At 35.4% G+C, this 23,852-nt stretch carries 25 protein-coding genes and 1 pseudogene; 24 read left to right on the top strand and 2 right to left on the bottom strand.

Translation table 11 applies throughout. The features are described from left to right. The first annotated feature begins 49 nt into the window (after positions 1-49). From DFR56_RS18575 to DFR56_RS23115, 15 genes and pseudogenes are all read left to right on the top strand, one after another. Entirely contained in the window at positions 50-1,354 is a 1,305-nt protein-coding gene (locus DFR56_RS18575) for a GntP family permease (protein WP_110396948.1), read from the top strand. A gap of 63 nt (positions 1,355-1,417) precedes the next feature. Beyond that, complete coding sequence (locus DFR56_RS18570; protein WP_110396947.1) at positions 1,418-2,248, top strand: FAD synthetase family protein; 831 nt, start codon at positions 1,418-1,420, stop codon at positions 2,246-2,248. 56 nt (positions 2,249-2,304) lie between these two features. Next, a pseudogene (locus DFR56_RS18565) lies at positions 2,305-2,600 on the top strand (thiolase family protein); the annotation flags it as partial. Between the two features lie 75 nt (positions 2,601-2,675). Next, a complete protein-coding gene (locus DFR56_RS18560; protein ID WP_110396946.1) occupies positions 2,676-2,837 on the top strand; it encodes a CoA-transferase in 162 nt (53 codons plus the stop codon). Positions 2,838-2,881: 44 nt separating this feature from the next. Further along, positions 2,882-4,144 (top strand): fumarylacetoacetase, encoded by a 1,263-nt coding sequence (gene fahA / locus DFR56_RS18555; protein ID WP_110396945.1) that lies wholly within the window; start codon positions 2,882-2,884, stop codon positions 4,142-4,144. 20 nt (positions 4,145-4,164) lie between these two features. Beyond that, on the top strand, positions 4,165-5,325 hold the full coding sequence (locus DFR56_RS18550) for a homogentisate 1,2-dioxygenase (protein ID WP_110396944.1): 1,161 nt from the start codon (positions 4,165-4,167) through the stop codon (positions 5,323-5,325). Positions 5,326-5,347: 22 nt separating this feature from the next. Next, positions 5,348-5,821, top strand: a complete 474-nt coding sequence (locus tag DFR56_RS18545) for a flavin reductase family protein (protein ID WP_110396943.1) — start codon at positions 5,348-5,350, stop codon at positions 5,819-5,821. Between the two features lie 673 nt (positions 5,822-6,494). Next, positions 6,495-7,532 carry a FecCD family ABC transporter permease gene (locus DFR56_RS18540; RefSeq protein WP_244916583.1) on the top strand — a complete coding sequence of 346 codons (1,038 nt, stop codon included), beginning with the start codon at positions 6,495-6,497 and terminating at the stop codon, positions 7,530-7,532. After that, positions 7,529-8,329 carry an ABC transporter ATP-binding protein gene (locus DFR56_RS18535; RefSeq protein WP_110396941.1) on the top strand — a complete coding sequence of 267 codons (801 nt, stop codon included), beginning with the start codon at positions 7,529-7,531 and terminating at the stop codon, positions 8,327-8,329. The genes DFR56_RS18540 and DFR56_RS18535 overlap by 4 nt, the downstream gene beginning before the upstream one ends. Next, on the top strand, positions 8,320-9,324 hold the full coding sequence (locus DFR56_RS18530; RefSeq protein WP_110396940.1) for an ABC transporter substrate-binding protein: 1,005 nt from the start codon (positions 8,320-8,322) through the stop codon (positions 9,322-9,324). Before DFR56_RS18535 ends, DFR56_RS18530 begins: the two co-directional genes overlap by 10 nt. A 4-nt stretch (positions 9,325-9,328) precedes the next feature. Beyond that, positions 9,329-10,246, top strand: coding sequence for a ferrochelatase (locus DFR56_RS18525; RefSeq protein ID WP_158525721.1), 918 nt, complete (start codon positions 9,329-9,331; stop codon positions 10,244-10,246). A 527-nt stretch (positions 10,247-10,773) separates the two neighbouring features. After that, complete coding sequence (locus DFR56_RS18520) at positions 10,774-11,151, top strand: GntR family transcriptional regulator (protein WP_110396938.1); 378 nt, start codon at positions 10,774-10,776, stop codon at positions 11,149-11,151. Beyond that, complete coding sequence (locus DFR56_RS18515; protein WP_110396937.1) at positions 11,148-12,014, top strand: ATP-binding cassette domain-containing protein; 867 nt, start codon at positions 11,148-11,150, stop codon at positions 12,012-12,014. The genes DFR56_RS18520 and DFR56_RS18515 overlap by 4 nt, the downstream gene beginning before the upstream one ends. Position 12,015: 1 nt before the next feature. Continuing rightward, entirely contained in the window at positions 12,016-12,798 is a 783-nt protein-coding gene (locus tag DFR56_RS18510) for a hypothetical protein (protein WP_110396936.1), read from the top strand. Between the two features lie 161 nt (positions 12,799-12,959). Then, positions 12,960-13,100: a hypothetical protein gene (locus tag DFR56_RS23115; RefSeq protein WP_158525720.1), complete on the top strand. Its 141-nt coding sequence runs from the start codon at positions 12,960-12,962 to the stop codon at positions 13,098-13,100. Between the two features lie 483 nt (positions 13,101-13,583). On the opposite strand, the gene DFR56_RS18505 is transcribed toward DFR56_RS23115, so the two are convergent. Next, positions 13,584-14,051 (bottom strand): competence protein ComK, encoded by a 468-nt coding sequence (locus DFR56_RS18505; protein ID WP_110396935.1) that lies wholly within the window; start codon positions 14,049-14,051, stop codon positions 13,584-13,586. 98 nt (positions 14,052-14,149) lie between these two features. After that, on the bottom strand, positions 14,150-14,422 hold the full coding sequence (locus DFR56_RS18500) for a helix-turn-helix domain-containing protein (RefSeq protein WP_110396934.1): 273 nt from the start codon (positions 14,420-14,422) through the stop codon (positions 14,150-14,152). A gap of 321 nt (positions 14,423-14,743) precedes the next feature. Between DFR56_RS18500 and DFR56_RS18495 the strand changes: the two genes are divergently transcribed. The 9 genes from DFR56_RS18495 (at position 14,744) to DFR56_RS18455 (ending at position 23,455) form a co-directional block, all read left to right on the top strand. Continuing rightward, the gene (locus tag DFR56_RS18495) at positions 14,744-15,292 is read left to right on the top strand and encodes a sigma-70 family RNA polymerase sigma factor (RefSeq protein ID WP_110396933.1); all 549 of its coding nucleotides are present in this window, start codon (positions 14,744-14,746) and stop codon (positions 15,290-15,292) included. Between the two features lie 499 nt (positions 15,293-15,791). Continuing rightward, positions 15,792-16,112, top strand: a complete 321-nt coding sequence (gene ortA / locus DFR56_RS18490) for a 2-amino-4-oxopentanoate thiolase subunit OrtA (protein ID WP_110396932.1) — start codon at positions 15,792-15,794, stop codon at positions 16,110-16,112. After that, positions 16,078-17,502, top strand: coding sequence for a 2-amino-4-oxopentanoate thiolase subunit OrtB (ortB, locus tag DFR56_RS18485; RefSeq protein WP_110396931.1), 1,425 nt, complete (start codon positions 16,078-16,080; stop codon positions 17,500-17,502). Before ortA ends, ortB begins: the two co-directional genes overlap by 35 nt. Before the next feature lie 144 nt (positions 17,503-17,646). Then, positions 17,647-18,846 (top strand): M20 family metallopeptidase, encoded by a 1,200-nt coding sequence (locus tag DFR56_RS18480; protein ID WP_110396930.1) that lies wholly within the window; start codon positions 17,647-17,649, stop codon positions 18,844-18,846. 98 nt (positions 18,847-18,944) lie between these two features. Beyond that, entirely contained in the window at positions 18,945-19,487 is a 543-nt protein-coding gene (locus DFR56_RS18475; RefSeq protein ID WP_110396929.1) for a helix-turn-helix domain-containing protein, read from the top strand. A gap of 9 nt (positions 19,488-19,496) precedes the next feature. Then, on the top strand, positions 19,497-20,498 hold the full coding sequence (locus DFR56_RS18470; RefSeq protein WP_110396928.1) for an NADP-binding protein: 1,002 nt from the start codon (positions 19,497-19,499) through the stop codon (positions 20,496-20,498). 75 nt (positions 20,499-20,573) lie between these two features. Continuing rightward, positions 20,574-21,590, top strand: a complete 1,017-nt coding sequence (locus DFR56_RS18465) for a TRAP transporter substrate-binding protein (protein WP_110396927.1) — start codon at positions 20,574-20,576, stop codon at positions 21,588-21,590. 98 nt (positions 21,591-21,688) lie between these two features. Then, complete coding sequence (locus DFR56_RS18460; protein WP_110396926.1) at positions 21,689-22,156, top strand: TRAP transporter small permease; 468 nt, start codon at positions 21,689-21,691, stop codon at positions 22,154-22,156. A 24-nt stretch (positions 22,157-22,180) separates the two neighbouring features. Continuing rightward, on the top strand, positions 22,181-23,455 hold the full coding sequence (locus DFR56_RS18455) for a TRAP transporter large permease (RefSeq protein WP_207518979.1): 1,275 nt from the start codon (positions 22,181-22,183) through the stop codon (positions 23,453-23,455). Positions 23,456-23,852: the final 397 nt, after the last annotated feature.

The raw sequence follows: 23,852 nt of genomic DNA, 5'->3' as shown, positions 1-23,852 counted from the left end.
TTATGGGAAGACCGTAATAGAAGGAAGATAATCGTGAAGAGGTGAAGGTATGCTAAGTGTAATAGGGATTATTATTGCCATTGCTCTACTAATTTATTTTGCTATGAAGGGGTATAACATCTTAATTATTACTCCTCTATTAGCTATGTTGGTCGCATTAGCGAGCCAGATGAACCTTATTGATATTCTAATAGGTCCATTTATGACGAGTTTTATGGATTTTGCGGGTAATTTTTTTCTAGTGTTTTTATTTGGTTCGATTTTTGGAAAGATTTTTGAAGACAGTGGTGCAGCGACAAGTATAGCACAGGGAATTTTAAAAGTTACTGGAACAAAAAGCCGTCCTGTCGTTATCATAGCAATGGTCGCTATTGTTGGGCTATTAACATATGGCGGTATTAGTGTATTTGTAGTTGTTTTCGCTATTTTACCGATCGCAAGACCTTTATTCAAACAGCTCGATATTCCGTGGGCTCTGTTTCCGGGTGTTTTATTCTTCGGAGCTGCAACGTTTACGATGACGTTTTTACCAGGTGCACCAACTATCCAAAATGTTATCCCAACCAGATATTTGGATACAACGGTCACAGCTGCACCAATTGTCGGTTTTGTAGCAACAATTATCTTAGTACCACTAGGTCTCTGGTGGCTCATTCGGGAAGATAAGAAATACCATGCAAAAGGACTAGGTTATGAAGAGACTAAAGGGACGATTACAGAAGAAGATGAAGAGAAATTAAAACTTCGAGGAGATGTACCACATTTTTTCATCAGTCTACTCCCAATCCTTGTCTTATTGGTTGCATTGATTGGTTTTAGGGCAGGTATCGAGCTCTCATTAATAATGGGAATTATATTAGCGTTGCTCTTATTTTATAAACATTTACAAAGTCCCGTCAACTCGTTGAATCAGGGCGCCATTAATGTATCCGGTCCCATTTTGTATGCTTGTGCCGTTGTTGGTTTCGGAGGAGCGGTGGCAGCGACATCCGGTTTTGAAATATTACAAACAGCAGCGTTAAGTATTCCTGGTCATCCATTAATTTCTTTTGCTGTTGCTATCAATGTGTTAGTAGGGGTGACAGCGTCATCATCGGGCGGCTTAGGGATCGGAATGGAAGTCCTCTCAGAACAATACGCGGGATTAGTGCACCCGGAGTCTTTACACAGAATTGCTACAATCAGTTCTAGTGGCTTTGACGCCTTGCCCCATAATGGAGCAATCATTGCTGCGTTACTTGTTTCGGGACTTACACATAAAGAAGCTTATCGACCAATTTTTTGGCTCTGTGTATTACTCCCGCTTGTAGCGATTGCTGGCGCGATTATAACAGCAATTATCTTATATGGTTAATAATATGTGAATAGGTAATCCAACAAAAATCACAAGGACTATGTTTAAGTGGAGGTTTAAAAAATGAAGACGATCGTGCTTGATTTTCCTTTTAAAAAAGGAAATATAACACCTTCAGTTATTGCACTCGGATGTTTTGATGGTATTCATCTAGCTCATGAAAAACTTATCAACACGACCATTCGACTGGCAAATGAAAAAGGTATCAATTCTGCGGTGATGACATTTGATCCACATCCGAAAGAAATCATCTTTGACAGAAAGATTGACCAATTAATGCCTTTTAAGGAGAAACAAAAAAAGCTAGACCAGCTAGGGATTGATACCCTTTATGTTATTCGTTTTAATAAAGCAGTATCTAAACTTCCACCAAAACTATTTGTGCAAGAATTTTTAGTTCAGCTAAAAGCCAGGCATATAGTAGTTGGATATGATTTCAACTATGGTTTTAAAGCGGAAGGAAATGTAAACACATTACTGTTACACGGAAACTTTACATTCAACCTTACTGTCATATCGGAATTAAAAAAAGAAGGGGAAAAGATCGGGTCTACACAAATAAGAAAACTGGTGAAAGATGGTTTGGTAGACCAGATACCTTCCTTTTTGGGAAACTATTATGAAACTCGAGTTTTTATAAGACGACATAAGGTAAATAGCGCTTTATTTGAGGTCGTTCCATTTAATGATTACCAGGTGCCTTTACAAGGGGATTATTTAGTAAAAGTTAATATAGAAGAAACAAATTATCGAGGAATCGTCTCGAGAACATCAAATTTAAATACATTGATTTTGAAAATGGACGGTTTTATTGGAGAACTCCCAAAAGACTTGACGATTTCTTGGTTACAACAGATTGAAAATGAGGAAACACCGTCATTGGTGGTGAATTAATTGATTAGCCAAGGAGGTGTTTAATTGGAAAATATGATGTAGTTATCGTAAGTACGATGAGAACAGCCATATGTAAATTTAATGGTGCATTAGCAAATGTTTCTATAACAAAATTAGGTTCTCTGTAATTAAAGAAGCAGTGGAACGTTGTGGAATAGATAAAGAAGAAATAAGTGAAGTAATCATGGGTAATGTTTGCTCAGGAAGATTAGGACAAAACCCTGCAAGACAGGCAGCATTGGAAGCTGAAATTCCTAATCTGGTTCCAGCCATGACGATCAATAAAGTATGTGGATCTGGATTAAAGGCTGTTCGCCTCGGGGTACAGTCCATCCTGTTAGGTGATGCAGATAACTGTTGTCGGTGGGGAGCAAGGTGAAGCCACATTGTAGAAAATGAAAAAGTGTAAGGGAAGGGAACATGTCGTATGAAAAAGATTTTTAATCATTTTGCTGAAGCGGTTCAGGAGATTAAAAACGGGATGACTATAATGGCGGATGGTTTCGGGCTTGTAGGAATACCGAAAAACTTGCTCAGTGCACTCAGTAAAACAAATGTCAAAAACCTTATTGTCATCTCAAATATTTAATAGATAGAAAGAGTTATTATTAGTAAATAAATGGAGGAATAAATATGAAACGTTCGTTCATCAAAGTATCTGAGGAATCACTTTTTCCTATTCAAAATCTACCATATGGAATATTTACACCAAAAAACGAAGCAAATCCAAGGGTAGGGGTGGCTATCGGTGAATATGTGTTAGATCTCTCTGTGTTAGAAGATACGGGATTCTTTAGGCGAGTAAAGGATATACAGGAAAAAAGTGTCTTTCATCAAGCTACTTTAAATAAATTTATGGAACTTGGAAAAGATGTGTGGAAGGAAGTTCGCGAGATTCTTCAACATCTCCTTGATGAAAATGTCCGTGATCTAAGAGATGACGACGAACTAAGAAATAAAGCATTTTATCCGCAACAAGAAGTAGAGATGCATCTGCCAGTGGATATTGGAGATTACACAGACTTTTACGCATCCAAAGAGCACGCGACTAATGTCGGGACAATGTTCAGAGGAAAAGAGAATGCATTGATGCCGAACTGGACTCACTTACCGGTTGGTTATCATGGACGTGCCAGCTCTGTTGTATTAAGTGGTACCGATATCCATCGACCAAAAGGACAAATTAAACCAAAGGATGCGAATACTCCGATTTTTTCAGCATGTCGCCAACTTGATTTTGAACTCGAGACAGGATGCTTTATTGGACCGAAGAGTAAAAGAGGAGAACCTATTCCGGTTGACGAGGCAGAAGATTATATCTTTGGAATGGTTCTAGTTAATGATTGGAGTGCCCGCGACATACAAGCTTGGGAATATGTACCACTTGGGCCGTTTTTGGCTAAAAATTTTGCCACATCCATTTCACCATGGATTGTCTCAATGGAGGCACTTGAACCATTTAGAGTGGAAGGGCCGACTCAAGAGCCGGAACCTTTACCGTATTTGAAAAATAAAGGACCAGATTCATTCGACATTCATTTAGAAGTTTATTTGCAAGGGTCTGATATGGACAATCGTGAAAAAATCGCCACTACCAACTTCAACTATATGTACTGGAGCATGGCTCAACAAGTGGCACACCATACAATTACAGGTTGTGATTTAAACCCTGGGGATTTATTAGCTTCTGGAACCATCAGTGGAACGGAACGAGAAAGTCGGGGAAGCTTAATGGAACTAGCCTGGCGTGGAGCAGATCCCATCAAACTTGGGAATGGGAAAGAACGCGTATGGCTTGAAGATGGTGATGAAGTGACGATGACCGGTTGGTGCCAAGGAGAAGGTTACCGTATTGGATTTGGAGAAGTAAAAGGACAAATTTTACCAGCAAAATAAAATAATCAGGAGGAAAAATTATGTTTTATAAACAGTTAGGTAAAATCCCGAAGAAAAGACATACAATATTTCGAAAAGAAGATGGGTCACTTTATAAAGAGCAAGTGATGGGAACGAAAGGGTTTTCGGGGATTCAGTCGATTTTATACCATCATAATGCTCCCACACAAATAGAAGAAGCTAATTTATTGGGAAAATTCAATTTAGAATATGAAGATCAGCAAGCACTGGCATATCGTCATTTTCTAACAGATAAGACCAATGAAAAAAACGAAGATGCCGTAGAAGGTAGAGAATATATGTTGGGAAATGATGACCTAGTAATCGGAGTCGTCTACCCTAAAAAAGGAATGGAATACTTTTATCGGAATGCCGATGGAGATGAAGTGTTATTTGTCCATTATGGTACCGGAAAAGTGGAAACGATGTTCGGAACGCTTAAGTATCGACCAGGTGACTATATCGTCCTTCCAATTGGAACAATTTATCGCGTGATCCCGAACGGAGAAGATACAAAATTCCTCGTTGTCGAAACAAGTGGTTGGATAACGACACCAAAAAGATATCGAAACGAGTTTGGACAATTGCTCGAACATAGTCCATTTTGTGAACGGGATATACATGGACCTGAAAAACTAGAAACACATAATGAAGTTGGAGAGTTTGAGGTACGGACAAAAACAAGGGGATATATTCATCAGCATATTTTTAATTACCATCCATTAGATGTAGTAGGTTGGGATGGGTATTTATTCCCGTATACGTTTAATATTGAAGATTTCGAACCAATTACTGGACGGATTCATCAGCCACCACCGGTTCATCAAACATTTGAAGGGAATAACTTTGTAATTTGTTCATTCGTGCCACGTTTATATGATTATCATCCCGAAGCAATTCCGGCACCATACTATCATAGTAATGTAGATAGTGATGAAGTTCTATATTATGTAGAGGGTAATTTCATGAGTAGGAAAGGAATCAATGAGGGGTCAATCACCCTGCATCCAAGCGGAATTCCACATGGTCCTCACCCAGGAACAATTGAAGCAAGCATCGGGAAGAAAGAAACACTAGAACTAGCGGTGATGATTGACACATTCAAGCCACTGAAAGTATTAAAAGAAGTACATTCAACAGAGGATACTTCTTATAAATATAGCTGGAGATCAAACGAATAAAAAGCAGGAAGGAGAGACAAAATTGGACGATAAATTAATGCGTATAGCAATGGGGAAATTTGCTACTGGTGTTACGGTAATCCTATCAGAAAACGAAAGTGGAGAATTAAGAGGTATGACAGCAAACGCATTTATGTCAGTTTCCTTAGATCCTAAACTTATCTTAATATCTGTAGATAATAGAGCAAACATGAAATCTATCATAGAACAATCTAGTAAATTCTCTGTTAACGTCCTTGCAGACAATCAAGTTGACATTTCCAAACAATTTGCTGGCCAATTGAAAGAAGACAAAGAAGTAGCGTTTAACTTTTCACACGAAATACCAGTAATCGAAGGGTCACTTACAAGTATTGTATGCGATGTGTATGACATAGTAGTTCAAGGAGATCATACTTTATTCGTGGGGAAAGTAAAACACTTAACAGTTAATGAAGGAAATCCACTACTTTTCAATCAAGGAAAATATGAAACATTAACACCGGTATCAGTTTAGTAAAAATCCTACTTACAATCGATCGTTTGATTGTAGGTGGGATTTTATAATTCAAACTAGTGAATATTAACGATCGCAAGAATTTACTTGGTATAGACGAGAATGAAAATCTGGAAGAAAGGATGGTACTAATCCCATCGGAACATCCTTTAGTACATATCGTGAATTCACATCAGAAGGAGCGTCAATACTACTATAACTTTCATTCATTTGATGGTACTACATCCAGGCAGAACAGTTGGAGCCCCTGAACTTCTTAAGTTTATAGGATACTAAGATGTTGAATGAACGTTTTGGTATCACATATGAGTAAAATCTATTATTAAATATTATTTATCTGATTTTTATTTATTTTTCATCGCACAATTGTCTCCATCTTCTATATATTTATATAGAAGATGGAGGATTTTTTATTTATAAAACTTAGCTTTTCTAGTCACTTTTATCTTTTTTAGTTAACTAAAATTTATTAATAGACTATTTTTTCCTAGAATTCATCCGAAAAGAAGATGAAATAGGAACATATTTAAAAAATAGAATTCCCTATTGACAACAAAAATTAAATTGACTATTATGTATAGGTGAACAATTGTTTACCGAAGGCAAAATATTTTTGTTTTAATAATAAATTGCCATTGAACAAAACGGTATATAGACATATGGGGGAATGTGGATGAATCACTTTTGTCAACGTCATTTCATAGTTTTATTATTACTTTCTATAACATTAGTATTTTCGATCATATTAGCAATTTCTATTGGTCCAATTACAATCCCTTTTAAACAAACAGCACTTATCTTAATGAAAAAGATTCAAATTCCAATACAAACAACGTATTCGGAACAAGCGTGGACAGTAATCACCGAAGTAAGGCTCCCTCGAGTGCTTGTGGCCGCATTAGTCGGGAGCGCTCTATCCATTTGTGGCGTTGCCATGCAAGGGTTATTTCGAAATCCGCTTATTGAACCTGGATTTATTGGTGTTTCCAGTGGAGCAGCTCTCGGCGCTGTTTGTGCGATTTTTTTCGGCTGGTCTTCTGTAAGTCCTTGGTTTCTTCCGGGTTCTGCCTTTGTTGGGGCGATTGTTTCCCTAGGGATTATTTTACTAGTTTGGAAAGTTAGTAAAAAAAATAGTGTCGTAACACTCCTTTTGTTGGGCATTGGGATGAATGCATTTTTCTCTGCACTTATGAATGTTTTTATTGCAATTTCAAAAAATGAACAAGAGTTAAGGAGTATCGTTTATTGGTTGCAAGGTGGGCTTGAAGCGAGAACATGGGAGCATGCTTTGATCATTGTATTTCCGATCGTTGTTGGTGCAGTCGTTTTAACGATATTTGGGAGAGAGTTGAATGTAATGTTACTTGGGGAAGAACATGCGAAAACATCTGGTATAAATATACGGTTAACGAGAAACTTTATCTTGCTATTAACTGCATTAATGACTGGTTCAGCTGTAGCGGTTAGTGGAGTGATTGGTTTTGTTGGATTAGTCGTTCCCCATATATTACGACTTGTTCTTGGCCCAGATCATCAATTGCTATTACCCGCAAGCATTTTTGGTGGAGCAATTTTTCTTGTTTTAGCTGATTTAGTTTCACGAATGCTTCTGGAGCCAATTACATTACAAGTTGGTGTTGTTTGTGCCATTATCGGTGCCCCGGTTTTTATTTTTTTAATTTTACGTTCGAATCAAGGGGTGAGCGCATGAATGTGATGGAAGTAGAAGATCTTCACGTTTCTATTCAACAAAAATCGATTTTGCAACGTATACAATTTTCTGTTCAACAAGGTGAAATTATTGGTTTAATCGGTCCGAATGGAAGCGGAAAATCAACGTTATTAAAAACAATTGCAACGCTACATCACATAACGAATGGCACTATTCGCATTTTTGGTCAAGATATACAATCGTATCGTCAAAAGGAATTAGCTAAACTATTAAGCTATGTGCCGCAAGATACGTTTATTGATTTCGACTTTAAGGCGAAAGAGGTTGTATATATGGGACGACACGTGCATCGTTCTCGATTTGAAACGAGGATGGAGGAGGATTTTTTTGCTATGAAAAATGCGATGATGCAAACGAATACATGGCATTTAGCGGAAAGCTCTATTTTACGTTTATCCGGTGGACAACGCCAACTTGTTTTACTTGCGAAGGCATTGGCGCAAGATACGCCTTTGATTATACTTGATGAACCTATTTCTGCGTTAGATATTTATTTTCAGCTTCAAGTTTTATCCTTATTGAAGCGTCTAGGTGACAAAGGAAAAACAATTATGATGGTATTGCACGATTTAAATTTAGCTGCCCGTTATTGTACGAAGCTTTTATTACTCAAAAAAGGGGAAGTGAAACTCTTGGGTTCTCCAGAAGAGGTGCTCCAAGAGGATATTTTGCAACAAACGTATGGTGTACATACAAAAGTTCGAAAAGATTATGTAACGAATTCCATGACAGTTACACCACTAATCAATAGAAAGAGGAAGGAAATATGGAGATAAAAAGAATGTGGATCCCTTGTTTATTAGGGATCTTATTAGTAGCAGCGGGATGTACAAATGAAGGAATTTCAGAACCTGTCGATAAAGATAGTGAAAAAAAAGTGGGGGTAGAAGAAAAGGATGAAACTAATTTTCCTGTTACAGTGGGAGTGGATGGAAAAAGTATAACGATTGAAAAGAAGCCAGAAAATATAATTCCAATGTCACTAGACGTTGCAGAAATTGTTTTAGAGCTTACAGAGACCGAAAATATAGCAGCGATTACACGAGGAGTTGATGATGCATATTTATCTACAAAGTCAGAAAAGGCTAAAGATATTTCGAATCGAATCGCTTCTGCTGTTAATATCGACCCTGAAGAGATATTATCTTACGATGCAGACCTATTATTATTAACGAAAATGCATGGACAGGAAGAGGATGCGGACACTATTTTAAGTCAAGTGGATGTACCAATCATGTCTTTTTCAACAATGGGAACATTGGAAGATTTTCTTACTAACATCTCGATAATCGGTAAAGCAATTGGAGAAGAGGAAAAGGCTAAAGAACTTGTCGCAAAAATGGAAGAAGAAATTGCATCTATACAACAAAATATTCCAGAAAATGTTGATCCGCCAAGTGTGCTCGTTTTATCTGAAGTTGGCCCAGGTACAGGACCATTTATGATGGGACCAGGGAATATTTCATATGACTTAATTCAACTTGCAGGCGCTATTCCAGCAGTTGATTCCATTGGTCTGGAGCATAGTGTTAAAGCATCGGTTGAACAAGTGATGAAGATGGATCCTGACTATATTTTTCTACTTGATTTTCAAGGGAATGGCGAAGAAGCCCATGAGGAATTGATCAATAGTCCGGGGTGGGATTCTTTACAAGCAGTAAAAAATGACAATCTTAAGGTATTGGAAGTGAAATATTTAATGAATCCAAATACACAAGTGATTGAAGGATTGCGACTTATGGCTGACTGGATTTATGAAGAAAAGGAGTAGTTGGATGAATGGGTTAATTTTATTTAGTTACGGTACGATTCGTTCGATGGATGATATTGCTGCTTTTTATGAACATTTAACATATGGGAATGTGTCAGAAAAAATGATGGAAAAGGGATATCACTTATTTCAATCAATTGGTACATGTGATCCGTTAGCCTCTACTACAAAGCGGATTGGTCGCTCGCTTAGTCGGCGACTAAAACAAGAAACGAAGGAAGAGTGGAAATACTATATCGCAAATAAACATACGTACCCATTTATAGAAGATGCTGTAGAACAATGTGTAAAGGATAGGGTTAGCAAAATATATACTGTCCCCCTAACTCCGCTATATTCGAAAACCGGTACACGTGTTTATGAACGAACAGTTGTAAAAGCGTTGAATAAACATGAAAGGGAACGTGTATCAGTAACAAATATTCCGGTTCTTTATAGCACTGTATCGTTTATTCATCTTTTAGCTGATCGACTAAACGATGCGATAGTTTGGCTACCGGAAAACATACAAGAGGATACGGAGATCGTTTTTACTTCTCATAGTATGCCTGGTGATCATACAACGCAGCAAGACTTTATCTGGCAATATGAATATTTGGCCAGTGAAGTAATCAAGAGAGTTCCGTATCGATCATATCGCCTTGCTTATCGTAGTGCTAGTCCCGGTGAGGCGTGGCTTGAGCCAGATATTTTAGATGTGATTCGAAGTTTAGCAAAAGAAGGAAAGAAAGCGGTTGTCATTTGTGAACTTTTATCGATTATCAAAAATGCTGAAGCGATTCAAGAAGTAGGTCGTGATGGCATGCGTCTTGCTCATTTATTAGGGATGGAATTTGTTCAAACAGAATATTTAAATGACAGTGATGATTTTATGGAAGTGTTAACGAATCATATTTTAGAAAAAATAAAACAGCCTTCATAATAACGTGGACTGTATATAATAGTGGATTAGCGATGTGTAGTTATAATTTAAAAGCCGTGAGTAATATATTCTTCGATGGCTCACAGCTTTTTATGTAAGAATGATGCGTTTATTTTAAACAAGAATATAAGATCCTTTCCTCCATAATATTCCTTTCCCCGTGGACAGTAAGTAAACAGGTTGAGTTTATTCAAATAATATGAACCAGATAAATTTATCGAAGTAGGGGAAGAAAGTAACAGTCAGTATTTTTAATAAATGATAAATGCTCTAGAGGGTTAGAACTTTCTTCTAGGGCATTTTTAATTCTTTCATAATTTCTCAAGTTTCTTTATCAAACTTCTCTTTAACATCAAGCATCGGAGCTTTATTTTTTACCATTTCTATTTTTCTTCCACCTACCCAATCTCAAAATTTTTTCCTTAAATTTATAAAAGTATATTGACAGTTAAAACATTAACTGTTACGGTTATACACATAAGTATATAACCGTTATAGTGGATGACCTTAAAAAGGAGGGCCGTTCAATGAAAAGTGTTTTTAATGCGGATAAACCAATCTATATTCAAATTCGTGAGCTTATCGAAGACCAGATTATTAATAAACAATTGAAAGAAGACGATCAGGCACCTTCTACAAATCAGCTTGTTAATTTTTATAAAATCAATCATGCAACAGTTTCGAAAGGAATAAACCAGCTTGTAGAAGAAGGAATACTTTATAAGAAAAGAGGTATTGGAATGTTTGTAGCAGAGGGAGCTAGGGAAAAATTACTCCATAATCGTCGTGAATCGTTTATTGAAGATCATATCGTCACCCTTGTACAAGAGGCCAATAAATTAGAGATTACTGTAGAGGAAATCATGACTTATATTTACAAAGTGAAAAGGAGTGAAAAGCAATGAATATAAAGGCTATAAATCTTAATCTTAGTTATGGAAGTGATGACATACTACATGATATAAATTTAGAAATAAAGGAACCAAAAATATATGGATTACTCGGTAGAAATGGAGTTGGAAAGACATCACTCCTTTCATTGATAGGATCTTTTCGTGAGCCAACATCTGGACAAATCGTAATTAATGGGGAGGAACCTTTTGAAAATGCTCGGTTGATGCAAGAGATCACTTTTATGTACGATAAAGACTATACTGGTGAAACAGATCCGCCATCACGTATTTTAAAAGATATGAACCGCTACCGCCCTCATTTTGATTTGGAATATGGGATGGAACTCATAAGAAAATTTAAATTAGAAGGAAAAAAATCAATAGCGAAACTTTCGAAGGGGAAGCAATCTGCATTTAATGTTGTCGTTGGTTTAGCAAGTCGATCACCAATTACAATATTTGATGAAGTGTATCTTGGAATGGATTCACCAGCACGAGATATATTTTATAAGGAACTACTAAAGGATCAACAATTGCATCCTCGAATTATTATTTTATCGACACATCTTGTTTCCGAAATGGATTATCTATTCGATGAAGTGATTATCATTAAGGAAGGAAGAATCCTTCTTAAAGAACCATATGACGAGATTGTATCTCGAGGTGTAACAGTAACAGGAAGTAAGCAAGCGGTAGATGAATTTGTTGAGGGGAAAGAGGTACTCAATGAAGAACAGTTAGGAGATACAAGATCAGTCACGATTTATGGAAATTTAAGTGAAGCGGAGCAAGTACGTGCCATAGAACTAGGACTTCATGTCGATCCAGTTTCACTCCATGATCTTTTTATACAGCTAACAAAGGAGGAAGAATAGCATGCAGAAACCGGTATCGTATACAAAAGTAGGCTTAGATTTATTCTATGTCCAATTAACATGGACATTTTGGGCTCTTGGAATTTTCCTGCTTATTAATATTTTCAGGCTTATTTTCCTTGATTATGTAGATTCGTATTATAGCGGCGGATATATCGCGGCTAATATTTATATGTTAGTTATCGGAATAATTGCGATAAATTTCCTTCCGTATTACGTGGAAAATGGCATTACGCGAAAAAACTTTTTCGTTGGCAATGTGCTTGCAAGTATTGGTTTATCCCTTGTTATTCCAATCTTAATCTATGTGATTAGTTTTTTTGAAAAGCTAATCGTGCACAATTTTACTTCCATTGTGTTGCGTAACCATACTTTGGAAGAGGTAGTAGAAGAAGTAACTACTGACATTGATGGGAATATTATCGGAGAAATTATTCAGTCTATTATTCTAACCCCGTTTATAAATCCAGAAGCAAATCTGATACTGTCGCTCGCATTGTTTAGCTTACACATTTTTGTGTTTTATATTATTGGCTGGATGATTGGAGCAGCATTCTATCGACTAGGAGTGATCGGAGGACTTATTTTTATTGCAATTGGTCTAGCACTCATTGTACTTAAAGATTCCATGATCCGTTTAGTGCTTGATATACCGTTATTCCAAAACTTCACAGCATTAGCTAATATCCCAGAAAACTTAGCTTTACCATTCGTTTTTATTATCGTTTTGGTATCGATTATTCTTATTCGTCTACTTACCAAGCGCGCACCAATAAAAATATAAGTATGTGACTTATGTAGCTAGTTTAATTCGGATAATAAGGGCATCGTTATTGATCGTTTTGAGAAAAATATGTATCGTCATAAATATGACAAGAATGGAAGACAGATTATACATTTGAAGATCCCGATACATATGTGGACGATTATAGTTGGAGGTTATGGTTGCAATTCAAAGACGGCACGGTTGAAAAACACTCTGGCGAAGGGACGAATGTAGAAAAACTTACACTAGAAAATTTTCGTGAATTTGCTAAAGATCTGAGAAGTTTTGTTGAAGATAGACTAAAAAATACTACAGACTAGCGATGTACGCGTTTAGTCGTATATGATGAAATTAGGGTTGATTTAAAGAAATATATTCGGTTTATTGAGAATTGTGGATATTGTAGATCAAAATTGATCTTGAATTCCACCCAGCATAGAGCAAGTCTGGGTGGAATTATTTACTTTTACTAATTCAATTTTCCTTAGTAAGTGTTCTAAAAAAGACATAAATCGCACTACAAATCCTAATCGGAATCGGTAGCTTTTGATTAATTTGGTATGGTGTATGACTGCTCGGTCCTTCTTTCATTGGTAGATCAGTATATTGAACTAAACTGTTAATTGTTTAGCGATGTTTGGCAAACGAATGAAATATTTGTTTTATTTCTAGCTCAATTATTTCGAATCTTTAGAGTCTAAAATTATTGCAGCAACGACGTAGAGGATTAGTAACGGATTGGAGATGGGAGCATCTTCCTGAAAATATATGTAGTGTCAATCAGTAAGATCACATATATTGCTTTAGTAATTCAATGTCCTTTTCATCCTATACATACATTCAAACGTTCGTTTCATTTGTTTATCTAATATATGATAGGAAATATTGACGGAAAGCTTTAGACCATTACAGAAAATGATCATTGCCTTTGTTGGACTGCACGCATTTGTTTTAATTTTATCGATGTGATGGTAGGAAATCCATGAATTATAGATGCTCGCGGGTGAGTGTGTTGGGAAGAAATAGATTCCTTTTCTAATGTTGATTGGGATTGGAACTTTTCTTTTAAAGCTTGTGTGGTGAATGACTGCTTGGCGTCTACCTTCGTAGGTGACCCACTCGGAGTAACAGGCTGCTTTAATAAGTTCTAGGGATGTTTTTCTAACCTTTATTTTTTGGGCAGTTTCCATAACATTTGTATCAAAATCGGTTTGTTTTGCTGGCAATAGTGCCAACGTGTTTTCATTAATTAGATAATCATCTCTAATCATTTCTATTATCTCCTTTTGTCAAACGGGAGGTACGGATGTAGGTGGGAAGATAGCGACTGATCGCTATCTTCTATTTTGAGTGAGGTGGCTACAGAAGATTATTTACCTTTTTCCAACTTTTTGATTGCTTCTTCAAATTCTTTTAAATAATCATCGGAACGTAAGTCTAGTTTTAATTGAATCAAGGATAGCATTAGGCCTTTTGGTGTTTTTTCACCCCTCTCGATTCTACCTAAGTGTTTTGCAGAACAACCTATGCGTTCTGCTGCTTCTTCTTGTGTTAAACCCCACATTAGTCTACTGTTTCGAATGTGTTTGCCAATAATCTTTCTAAATATTTCATTTAGTATTTTATATTGTTGTGGATTCACGTATACCCGCCCTTTTACCTAATTATTACTGTGATCATCTAAATGTTGAACACCCTATAGGTTCCTTTTGTGTTTTGTATAGTTGTATTTAACTAGGTGATTAGGATTGTATATAATTCATGCAGTATTAATTAATCGTGCTGTAACATTCGATAACTTGCTTCATATGACAAGTTATTGCCGTATAACGTGTTATTTTTCTTTAGGAAATGAATCTTTTAAAGCAAGATATATAAGATTCGTTGATGTGCAAGTTGTTACAATCCTTCTTATGATAGTGTTACTTGCTCGAGCGGTAATACATCAGTAGGAGGAACATGGATGGACAGGGGTTTTGAAGCTTTTTTTAAAGCGAATGAAGACCGGATTCATTTTCAAATACATCGACTTGGAATAACGGGTGACTGGTATGACGAATTTTATGCTGAAGGAATATTCGCATTGTGGAAGGCGTATCAAGGATATAAGCCTAGTCAGGGAGAATTTGGAACATTTCTTAATTATCAGATCAGATATAGATTAATGGATTTATTGCGGAAAAAAATGCGTGAGGCGGAGTTGGATGGTAAAGCTGCGCGGGAAGTGTTGACACGAATAGATGAAGGAAATCGTCATCGTGGATCTGGGGTGCCAGTTGCTACTATCACTGGCATAGTACTTGAGGATAAGGCATTTTGGGAAGAAGTTCGTGGAAGGCTGACTGAAAATCAGTGGAAATGGGTGCAATATTTTATTATTGCAGATTTGTCGATAAAGGAAATTATGGAACTAGAAAATGTATCGGCAGACGCAGTGAAAAGCTGGGGTCGGGAAGTGAGACGGAAATTAGGGAATGAAGAGGTGAGGAGGAAGTTGGAGGAGATGGTGTAGGGGAGAAGAGGGCAAAAAAATTAAAATACCTTTGCAATTAAATTTCAATGCAAGGGTATTTTACATTTATAGAAAAAGTTCTTTAACAATTGACGAGAAGTGGTTTCGATAGATGAGGTTTTCATCAATGTAAAGGTCTTTTTTATTTTGTTCATTTTATATAAAACTGTTGAGGCTTGATATCTAAGCAAATTTTAAACCCCTGACCATATCCTTAATAAAGTGAAAATTAACTTATAATTAAATAATACATTGACAGTTAAAATAATCTTTGATAAATTAATTAAAAGTGAATAAAATAACTATAAGATTATTTCTTGCGCGAAATAAAAATCCTTACTGTGTAGATGTCAGAAAATGTCGATTAATTACGAAAAATGTGGAATAGGTTCAGTAGGGAATAAATTCCATCTGAAATAATCCTTTTTAGGGTGGGATGTTAGTTATTTATTTCATTTTCCAACAACTTTAGAGATTGACTTTTAGAAAGGAGGATTTTATGAAGGCGATAAAAGGTGATTGGGTAGAAATCGAAAAGGTAATTCTTGAGGCAGATGAGAGAGTTGCGAAATTGCCGGAAGATACAAAAATTGTGCCGTTAATTTCATATGTTCAAGGTTTTTTAGAAAAGAGTTCAAATGTAGGAGATGAAGCCTCCATTATATCGGTTATAGGGCGTCGGCATATTGGAACTTTAGTCAATAGAAAACCAAAATTTACGCATCATTATGGACAGCCTATCCAAGAGTTGTTAACGATTGGACGAGAGTTAAACGCTATACTTCATGAAGAGACTGGAGGGGATTCCCATAACGACTAATTTGTATCAAGCAATCATACAAGAAAAAAATGAAATTATTAAAAGTTCTTTAGGAATTGACTTTTTGAAGTATAAATTTGATCAAATTGGATTTAACTATGATCAAATGATGAATCACTATTCTTATTCGATTGATAAAATTAGGGATATTCAAAATTCAAATAAGGTGGGTAATACTCCACTAGTCGAAATGAAAAATATAAATAAACTTATTTCTAAAATATCAAAAAAGGGTTATGGAGCTAAAATCTTTATTAAAGATGAAGCTTGTAATCCCTCAGGTAGTTTTAAAGATAGAAGGGCTTCTTTGTCCATTCATCAAGCGAAAGAGAAAGGATACGAAGGTGTTGTATGTGCTACGAGTGGAAATTTTGGAGCAGCGGTAGCATCACAAGCAGCAATGCACGGATTGAAAGCGATTATTATCCAAGAAGTATTTGATAGTAATAAAGTAGGTCAACCCGAAATTTTAGAGAAAAGTCGAGCTTGTGCTTCTTATGGTGCAGAAGTTATTCAATTAACAGTTGGTCCTGAATTGTTCTTTACTTTTCTTAGTACGCTAAAAGAAACTGGGTATTTTAATGCATCATTGTACTCACCATTATCTATAGCGGGTGTTGAAACATTAGGCTATGAAATAGCGGAAGAATGTCAAACTAGATTTAATCAGTTTCCAGATGCAGTCATTGTTACAAATGCAGGTGGTGGAAATGTAACGGGAACAGCAAGAGGGTTAATAAAAGCCGGGGCAAGTAATACGCAAGTTATCGGGGCAAGTGTTGATTTAAAAGGGCTCCATATGGCAAGTGATCAAGATTTTAATCGAAAATCATTTACTACAGGTCATACGGGATTTGGAATACCTTTTTCAATTAATCCTGATCGTGTAGATGTCCCTTTTAGTGCTGCTAGACCACTAAGATATCTTGATAGATATGTTTTAATATCACAAGGTGAAGTGTTCTATACAACAGAAATGCTTGCTCAATTGGAAGGAATGGAAAGAGGACCAGCGGGAAATACATCGTTGACTGCAGCTATTTCACTTGCGAAAGAAATGAGATCAGATCAAATAATTGTTGTTCAAGAAACAGAATATACAGGTGCAGGAAAGCATCCTACAGCACAATTAACTTTTGCTAAAGAAAATGGCGTTAAAATAATGAGAGGTAATCCAGAAAATAATATTCCGGGTGAAAATATCATCATCCCTGAAAATATATCACAACTTAGTATTAAGGATGTGGATTTGGATTATTTAAGAGGCTCATTTATTAATTTTAAAGTTAACAATAAAATGGACAAGGTAGAATTAACAGACAGTGAAATAAAATTTTTATCAGATGAAACTAAATGGTCTATTGATAGAGTTAAAACATTTTTATTTTAGCTACGTTTTTTGCAATAACCGTGCTAGCACGTCCTCTACAATATAACTAAGACTAAGGTTCAAACGGAGTAAACACATACTTTGATCCGAGGCTTTTTATAAAATCTTTTTTAAACTTAGTACAAAGAAAAGGAGTAGTTTAAAGTGACAATAAAAGTTGATCAAGCATTTAAGACAGTAGATCAAGAAATAAGTGAAAAAGAAGTTAGTGATTTATTGTTAGACTTAATCAGAATTGAAAGTCACAAAGAAAGTGATACGGATGAATTAACAATATGTAAGTTTATTGATTCATTTTTCCGAGCAGATTGTATAGATTCAGAACTTGACTTTGTCACTGATTCAAGACCTAATATTTACGCTACATTGGGAAAGGGGGCTAAAGGGAAAAACCTAATGTTAAATGGTCATACGGATACAGTTCCCTCTTATAATATGACAGACCCTTTTAATCCGACAATCCATGGAGGGTTAGTCTATGGAAGAGGTGCTGTTGATATGAAGGGAGCTATTGCTGCAATGATGATAGCGGTTGTAGCAATAAAAAGAGCAAATATTTCATTACGTGGAAAATTACTTTTCACGGGTGTTATTGATGAAGAACAAAGGTGTATTGGTGCGAAAAGAATAGTAGATCAAAAATATCCACTTGCTGATTATGCGATAGTAGGCGAACCTACTAACCTGCAAATTATGATAGGGCATAAGGGGATGGAATGGATTGAAATTACAGTACATGGTCAATCTTCTCACGGAAGTACTCCAGAAAAAGGAGTAAATGCGATAAGTCAAGCTACAAAATTAATTCATCTGATTGAAAAAGAGTTAATTAACGACCTAAAAAAGAAAAAAGATCCGCTTCTAGGTGAACCGACATTAAATATAGGAGTGATTCAAGGTGGTGTTGATCCTAATGTCATACCGAACACATGTAAAATAAGTATTGATCGTAGATGGGTACCGAGTGAATCAACTCAATCCATGAAGCAAGACTTTGAAAAAATAATTAATGAACTTCATAAAAAAGATCCAACATTTAAAGCAGATGTTAGAAGAATGTCTGAAGCGACAGGAGTTCATGTTCCACTTAGCACACCGAGTGAACATGTTTTTGTTAAAGATTTACAAAATGGTATGCAGAAACTTTTTAATGTGGACTCTGATTTAGGGGTTTTCCAAGGTTGGTCGGATGCGGCTCAGTTAAGTACTGCTGGGATTACGAGTGTTGTTTGTGGCCCAGGGGATATTAAATATGCTCATGCAAATGATGAACAAATTCCTGTTTCTGAAGTAATAAAGGCAGCGAGATTTTATGCTTATATGGCTCTGAAAATATGTATGTAAATCACATTTCAATTAACTTTTAGTTAATAAATTCATTGACAGTTAACCCCTTGTTGTGATAAAGTTATACTAATTATTATTGAAGGGGTAAGATAAAAATGGATTTAGGTAAGAAAATAAGATATATCCGAGAAGAAAAAAATATGTCAATTAAAGAATTAGCTGAAAAACTTGGTATAAGTAATAGTCATATCAGTCAGGTAGAAAGAAATATTTCAAGCCCTTCCATTACAATGCTGAAAAACATAGCAAACGTTTTCGATATACCGATGACTAGTTTTTTTAATGATGAAATAGAAAAAGGAAGTACAGTAATAAGACGTAAAGAAAGAAAAAAAATAATGTTACCAAATTCTAATTTCACATATGAAATGTTGTCGCCTTCATCTGTTAGTGAATTTCAATTATTACTCACTCGTATTGAAGAAGGAGGAAGACTTGGAGAAAATCCGATTGGACATAAAGGTCAAGAATGTTGTTTTATTAATAAAGGACAAGTTGAATTTACGATTAATAATGAAGTATATAAGTTAGAAGAAGGAGATAGCATTTATTATCCTGAAAATACGCCACATAATGTAGTTAATTCAGGTAAGGGTGAAGCTATAATAATTTCCGTAATAAATCCGGCTGATTTTTAGGGGGAGAAAATGACAAATATAGTTGTTGTTGGTTTTGGAGCAATGGGGACAAAAACAATAGAAGAATTAAATAAAAAAGAAACTGTCCATGTGAAGGCAGTTATTGATACTAATCCTATGTATAAGGGTAAGTTTACTAATGATTATATTAAGGATAATAAACAAATACCTATTTACAATTCACTAGAAGATATTGAGTGGAAAGATGTTGAGTTAGCAATTGTCACTTCAGCTTCATTTTTAATCCAAATAGAACCACTCTTAGTGGAATTGGCAAATAAAGAAGTGAATATCCTGACAATTGCCGAGGAAATGTCTTACCCAGAGGCAACTAATAAAGAGATTGCTGATAAATTAAATAAATTAGCACTAAATAAAAATATTACTATATTAGGTACAGGCATAAATCCAGGCTTTATCCTAGACTTATTTATCATTGTACTATCAAATACATGTTTAAATATTAATGAAATTAAAGCTACAAGAGTAAATGATCTTTCTGAATTTGGCACAACTGTTTTGAGAAGCCAAGGTGTAGGATTATCCGTAAAGGAATTTGAAGAAGATGTTCGCAGTAAAAAAGTTGTAGGTCATGTGGGATTTGCACAGTCTATTCATCTAATTGCAAAAGCATTTAAATGGGAACTCATTCGTTTAAAGGAAGAAAAAGAACCAATCATTACAAATGAAAAAGTTACTGTTCAAGGTGAAATAATAGATAAAGGAAATGTTATTGGATGTAATCATAAAGCTGTTGCCCATTTTAAAAATAATAAAGTAATAACATTCGAACATCCACAACAGGTTTGTGCCAATAATTATCCTGAAACGAAGGATGAAGTTGAAATACAGGGTGTACCAAATATTAAGGTAAAGATAGAACCAGAAATACCGGGTGGCATTGGAACAGTTGCAATGATTATCAACATGATTCCGTTAATTATAGAGTCGCAAGCTGGATTAATAAATATTCTTGATTTACCTAGACTACCATCAATTTTTAATGAATAAAAATCTTATACCAGATTTGAAAGCGCTTTAAATTAGTCGAATAGGTAACAAAGATATGAAAAAGGAGATAGTATTATGAAAAAAATATTATTTATATTCACAACTATTAGTATGTTATTAATTGCATGTTCATCAAATGGTAATAAAACTGGGGAACAAGATAGAAAAGGAAATGATGCTATTACGATTAAATTAGTACATGAAGCATCTGAGGATCACCCACAAGGAATAGGAGCAGATTTATTTAAAGAACTTGTTGAAGAGCGTCTTGGAGAATCTGTAGAAGTAGAAGTGTATCCTAACTCCTCTTTATTTGATATCGATGAAGGGTTAGAGGCATTACAAGCAGGAAATATTCAAATGTTATCAGGTCCTACAGCAGCTTTAGTTGGAATGGATCCAGCATACCAACTTTACAATATGCCATTTTTATTTGAAAGTACGGAGCAACTAAGAAATTTTGACAAAAGTGAAGAAGGGCTTTTATTAAGAAGTAAAATTGAGAAAAATAATTTAAAAATTTTAAGCACTTGGTTCGGTAACTTTAAACAAATTACAAACTCAAAACGACCAGTAAACAGTCCAAAAGATTTAGAAGGCTTAAAAATGCGAGTGATGGCAGGTGGCTTACTTGAAGAGCAATATACAATGTTAGGAGCTAGCGCAGTTGTGTTACCTTATAGTGAATTATATATGGCTTTACAACAAGGTACAATAGACGGGCAAGAAAATTCATTTACAGAAATAGCAACAGCAAATTTATTTGAAGTACAAGATTATTTAACAGTGACAAATCATGCTCCAGGAAGCTATCCGTTTATTACAAATAAAGAGTTTTGGGATGGGTTACCAGAAGATATTAAAGTAGAGTTAGAAACAATTATCGATGAAGTGGAAGAGGAGATTGCTAGTGTTGTAAGTGATATAGAAGCACGAGATTTACAAACATTAGAGGATTCAGGGATTGAAATAACAACATTAAGTACTGAGGAGCTGGAAGCATTTAAGGAAGCAATGAACCCTTTATATGATCAATATAGAGAGTCTATTGGTGCAGATATTTTTGATGCTGCTTTAAATTTCGGGAAATAATGTGCATGGATAGAAGTCAAGCATAGTGGGAGGTAAATGATGTTATGCTTGACTTTTACCTATAAAATTAGATTTTTTTAATATAAGTAGGTGAAAAAATGAAAAGGCTAAACAATCTATTTATTAAATTAGAAGATTATATATCAGGTGGTTTTATTATTGTAGGTTTGACTATTTTATTTCTACAAGTAATTATGCGTTACTTTTTAGGTTTATCCACGACTTGGCAAGATGAGGCTGCAAGATATTTTATTATCTGGGGAGTATTATTAGGTTCAGCAGTTGCGATAAGGGATAACCAACACATAAAGGTTGACGTAGTATATCAAGTTTTCTCCGGAACGATAAAGAATATGATTAACATATTATCAAATATTTTTGTGTTGTTATTTTTAGTATTTATGGTTATTTATGGCGCAATCTTAGTTAAAGACAAGTATCTAACAGGTGAGTACTCCAATATTGGCATTCAATTATTTATCGTATACGCAATCTTGCCCTTGTCGGGATTTTTTATGGCAATCAGGACTTTGGGAAAGATTATTGGCTATAAAAATTTAGATTGAAACTAATTAAAGTGTGGTGATATTATGACTTTTTTTCTTTTTGCTATATTTATCTTCCTTTGTATCATAAGGGTACCTATTGCATTTTCTTTGGCTTTATCATCTTTGATTATGTTATTATACCAAGATTTTAACGTAGTAACATTAATAGAAAAGTTGTTTTTTGGAATAAATAGTAGTTCTTTAATGGCTATACCTGGGTTTATCCTAACCGGTGTATTAATGCTAACAGGTGGTATATCTAGGTATATTTTAGACTGTTTAAAAGCATGGATTGGTCATATTCCAGGTGGTATGGCGATTGTTACGGTGTTAACTTGTATGGTTTTTGCCTCTATTTCTGGTTCGAGCATTGCTACAGTAGTTGCAATTGGGACAATAATGATCCCTGGAATGATACAGGCTGGTTATGATAAAAAATATTCAATGGGGTTAGTAGCTACCTCGGGAACTTTAGGATCTCTAATACCTCCAAGTATTGGTCTAATTGTTTATGGGACAATTACTAATACTTCAGTAGGGGACCTTTTTATTGCTTCACTTATACCCGGGTTGTTATTTGGGTTTGCATTACTAGTCTCTGCAGTTATTTATGCTAGGAAAAATAGGTTTGGCAGATTACCAGCAGCAAGTTGGCAAGAACGTAAACAGAAAACGTTAAAAGCGATTTGGGGATTGTTACTTCCGGTAATTATTTTTTATTGTATATATGGAGGGATTGCAACTCCAACAGAAACATCAGTAATTGCAGCTTTTTACGCTTTCATGATAGGTGTCTTTGTATATAAAGAAATTAAGATAAAAGACATCCATAAAATTTTTAGGGATTTAGTTTATACTTCATCAATGGTTTATTTAATTATTGCAGCTGCTTCTATTTTTTCAATGTATTTAACATTAAATCAGGTTCCTCAACAAGTATCACTTTGGATATCAGAATTATATCTAAATCCACTTGGATTTTTATTACTTGTCAGCTTATTGTTATTAATTTTAGGGACATTTTTAGATGGATTGTCGGTCATATTAATTATTACTCCAATACTTTTACCAGTATTAACGGCTATGGATATAAATTTATACTATTTTGCTATTGTGATGGCAATTAATTTAGAGATTGGGATGATTACACCTCCAGTTGGTTTAAATTTATTTGCCGTAGCAGGAATCACTAGAGAACCATTAGAAGAAGTCATTAAATCTGTACTACCTTTTATCATTATCATGCTTATCGTACTGCTAATAGTTATTTTGTTTCCACAATTGTCATTAATGCTTATACCACATAGAGTATTATAGAAGTGAGATATAAGTAGCAGAGCTCGTTAAGCATATTTTAATATCTGAGTATAAAATTGCTTTCCCTATAAGTCGATTGCAATACAATGCTTGGAGGTAGTGAGAATTTTTGGGTGACTTTTCGCAGCTAGAAAGGGGCTGGGACATAACTAAAACGACCAAATCTAAAGACGAACAATGTATTACCTTAGCGGAGGAAATATACGTAGACTCCTGGTCGGCTAAAAGTGGTCACGTCCTGGGACTGCACTTCGTTCGTCCCATCGAAAAGCGTTTGTGACCAACGCCCGACACTAGCACGTCCTGTGCGTCGCGGGAGGAAAGGCATCGGTGAGCCCCCACAGTGCACTAGCACGAGGAGGCTCACCAGCCGCCCGCGGAAAGCGTAGTATATTTC

It is taken from the genome of Pseudogracilibacillus auburnensis (genome assembly GCF_003201975.1).
Taxonomy (GTDB): Bacteria; Bacillota; Bacilli; order Bacillales; family Amphibacillaceae; genus Pseudogracilibacillus; species Pseudogracilibacillus auburnensis.
This window is presented reverse-complemented; position numbering and strand designations above follow the sequence as displayed.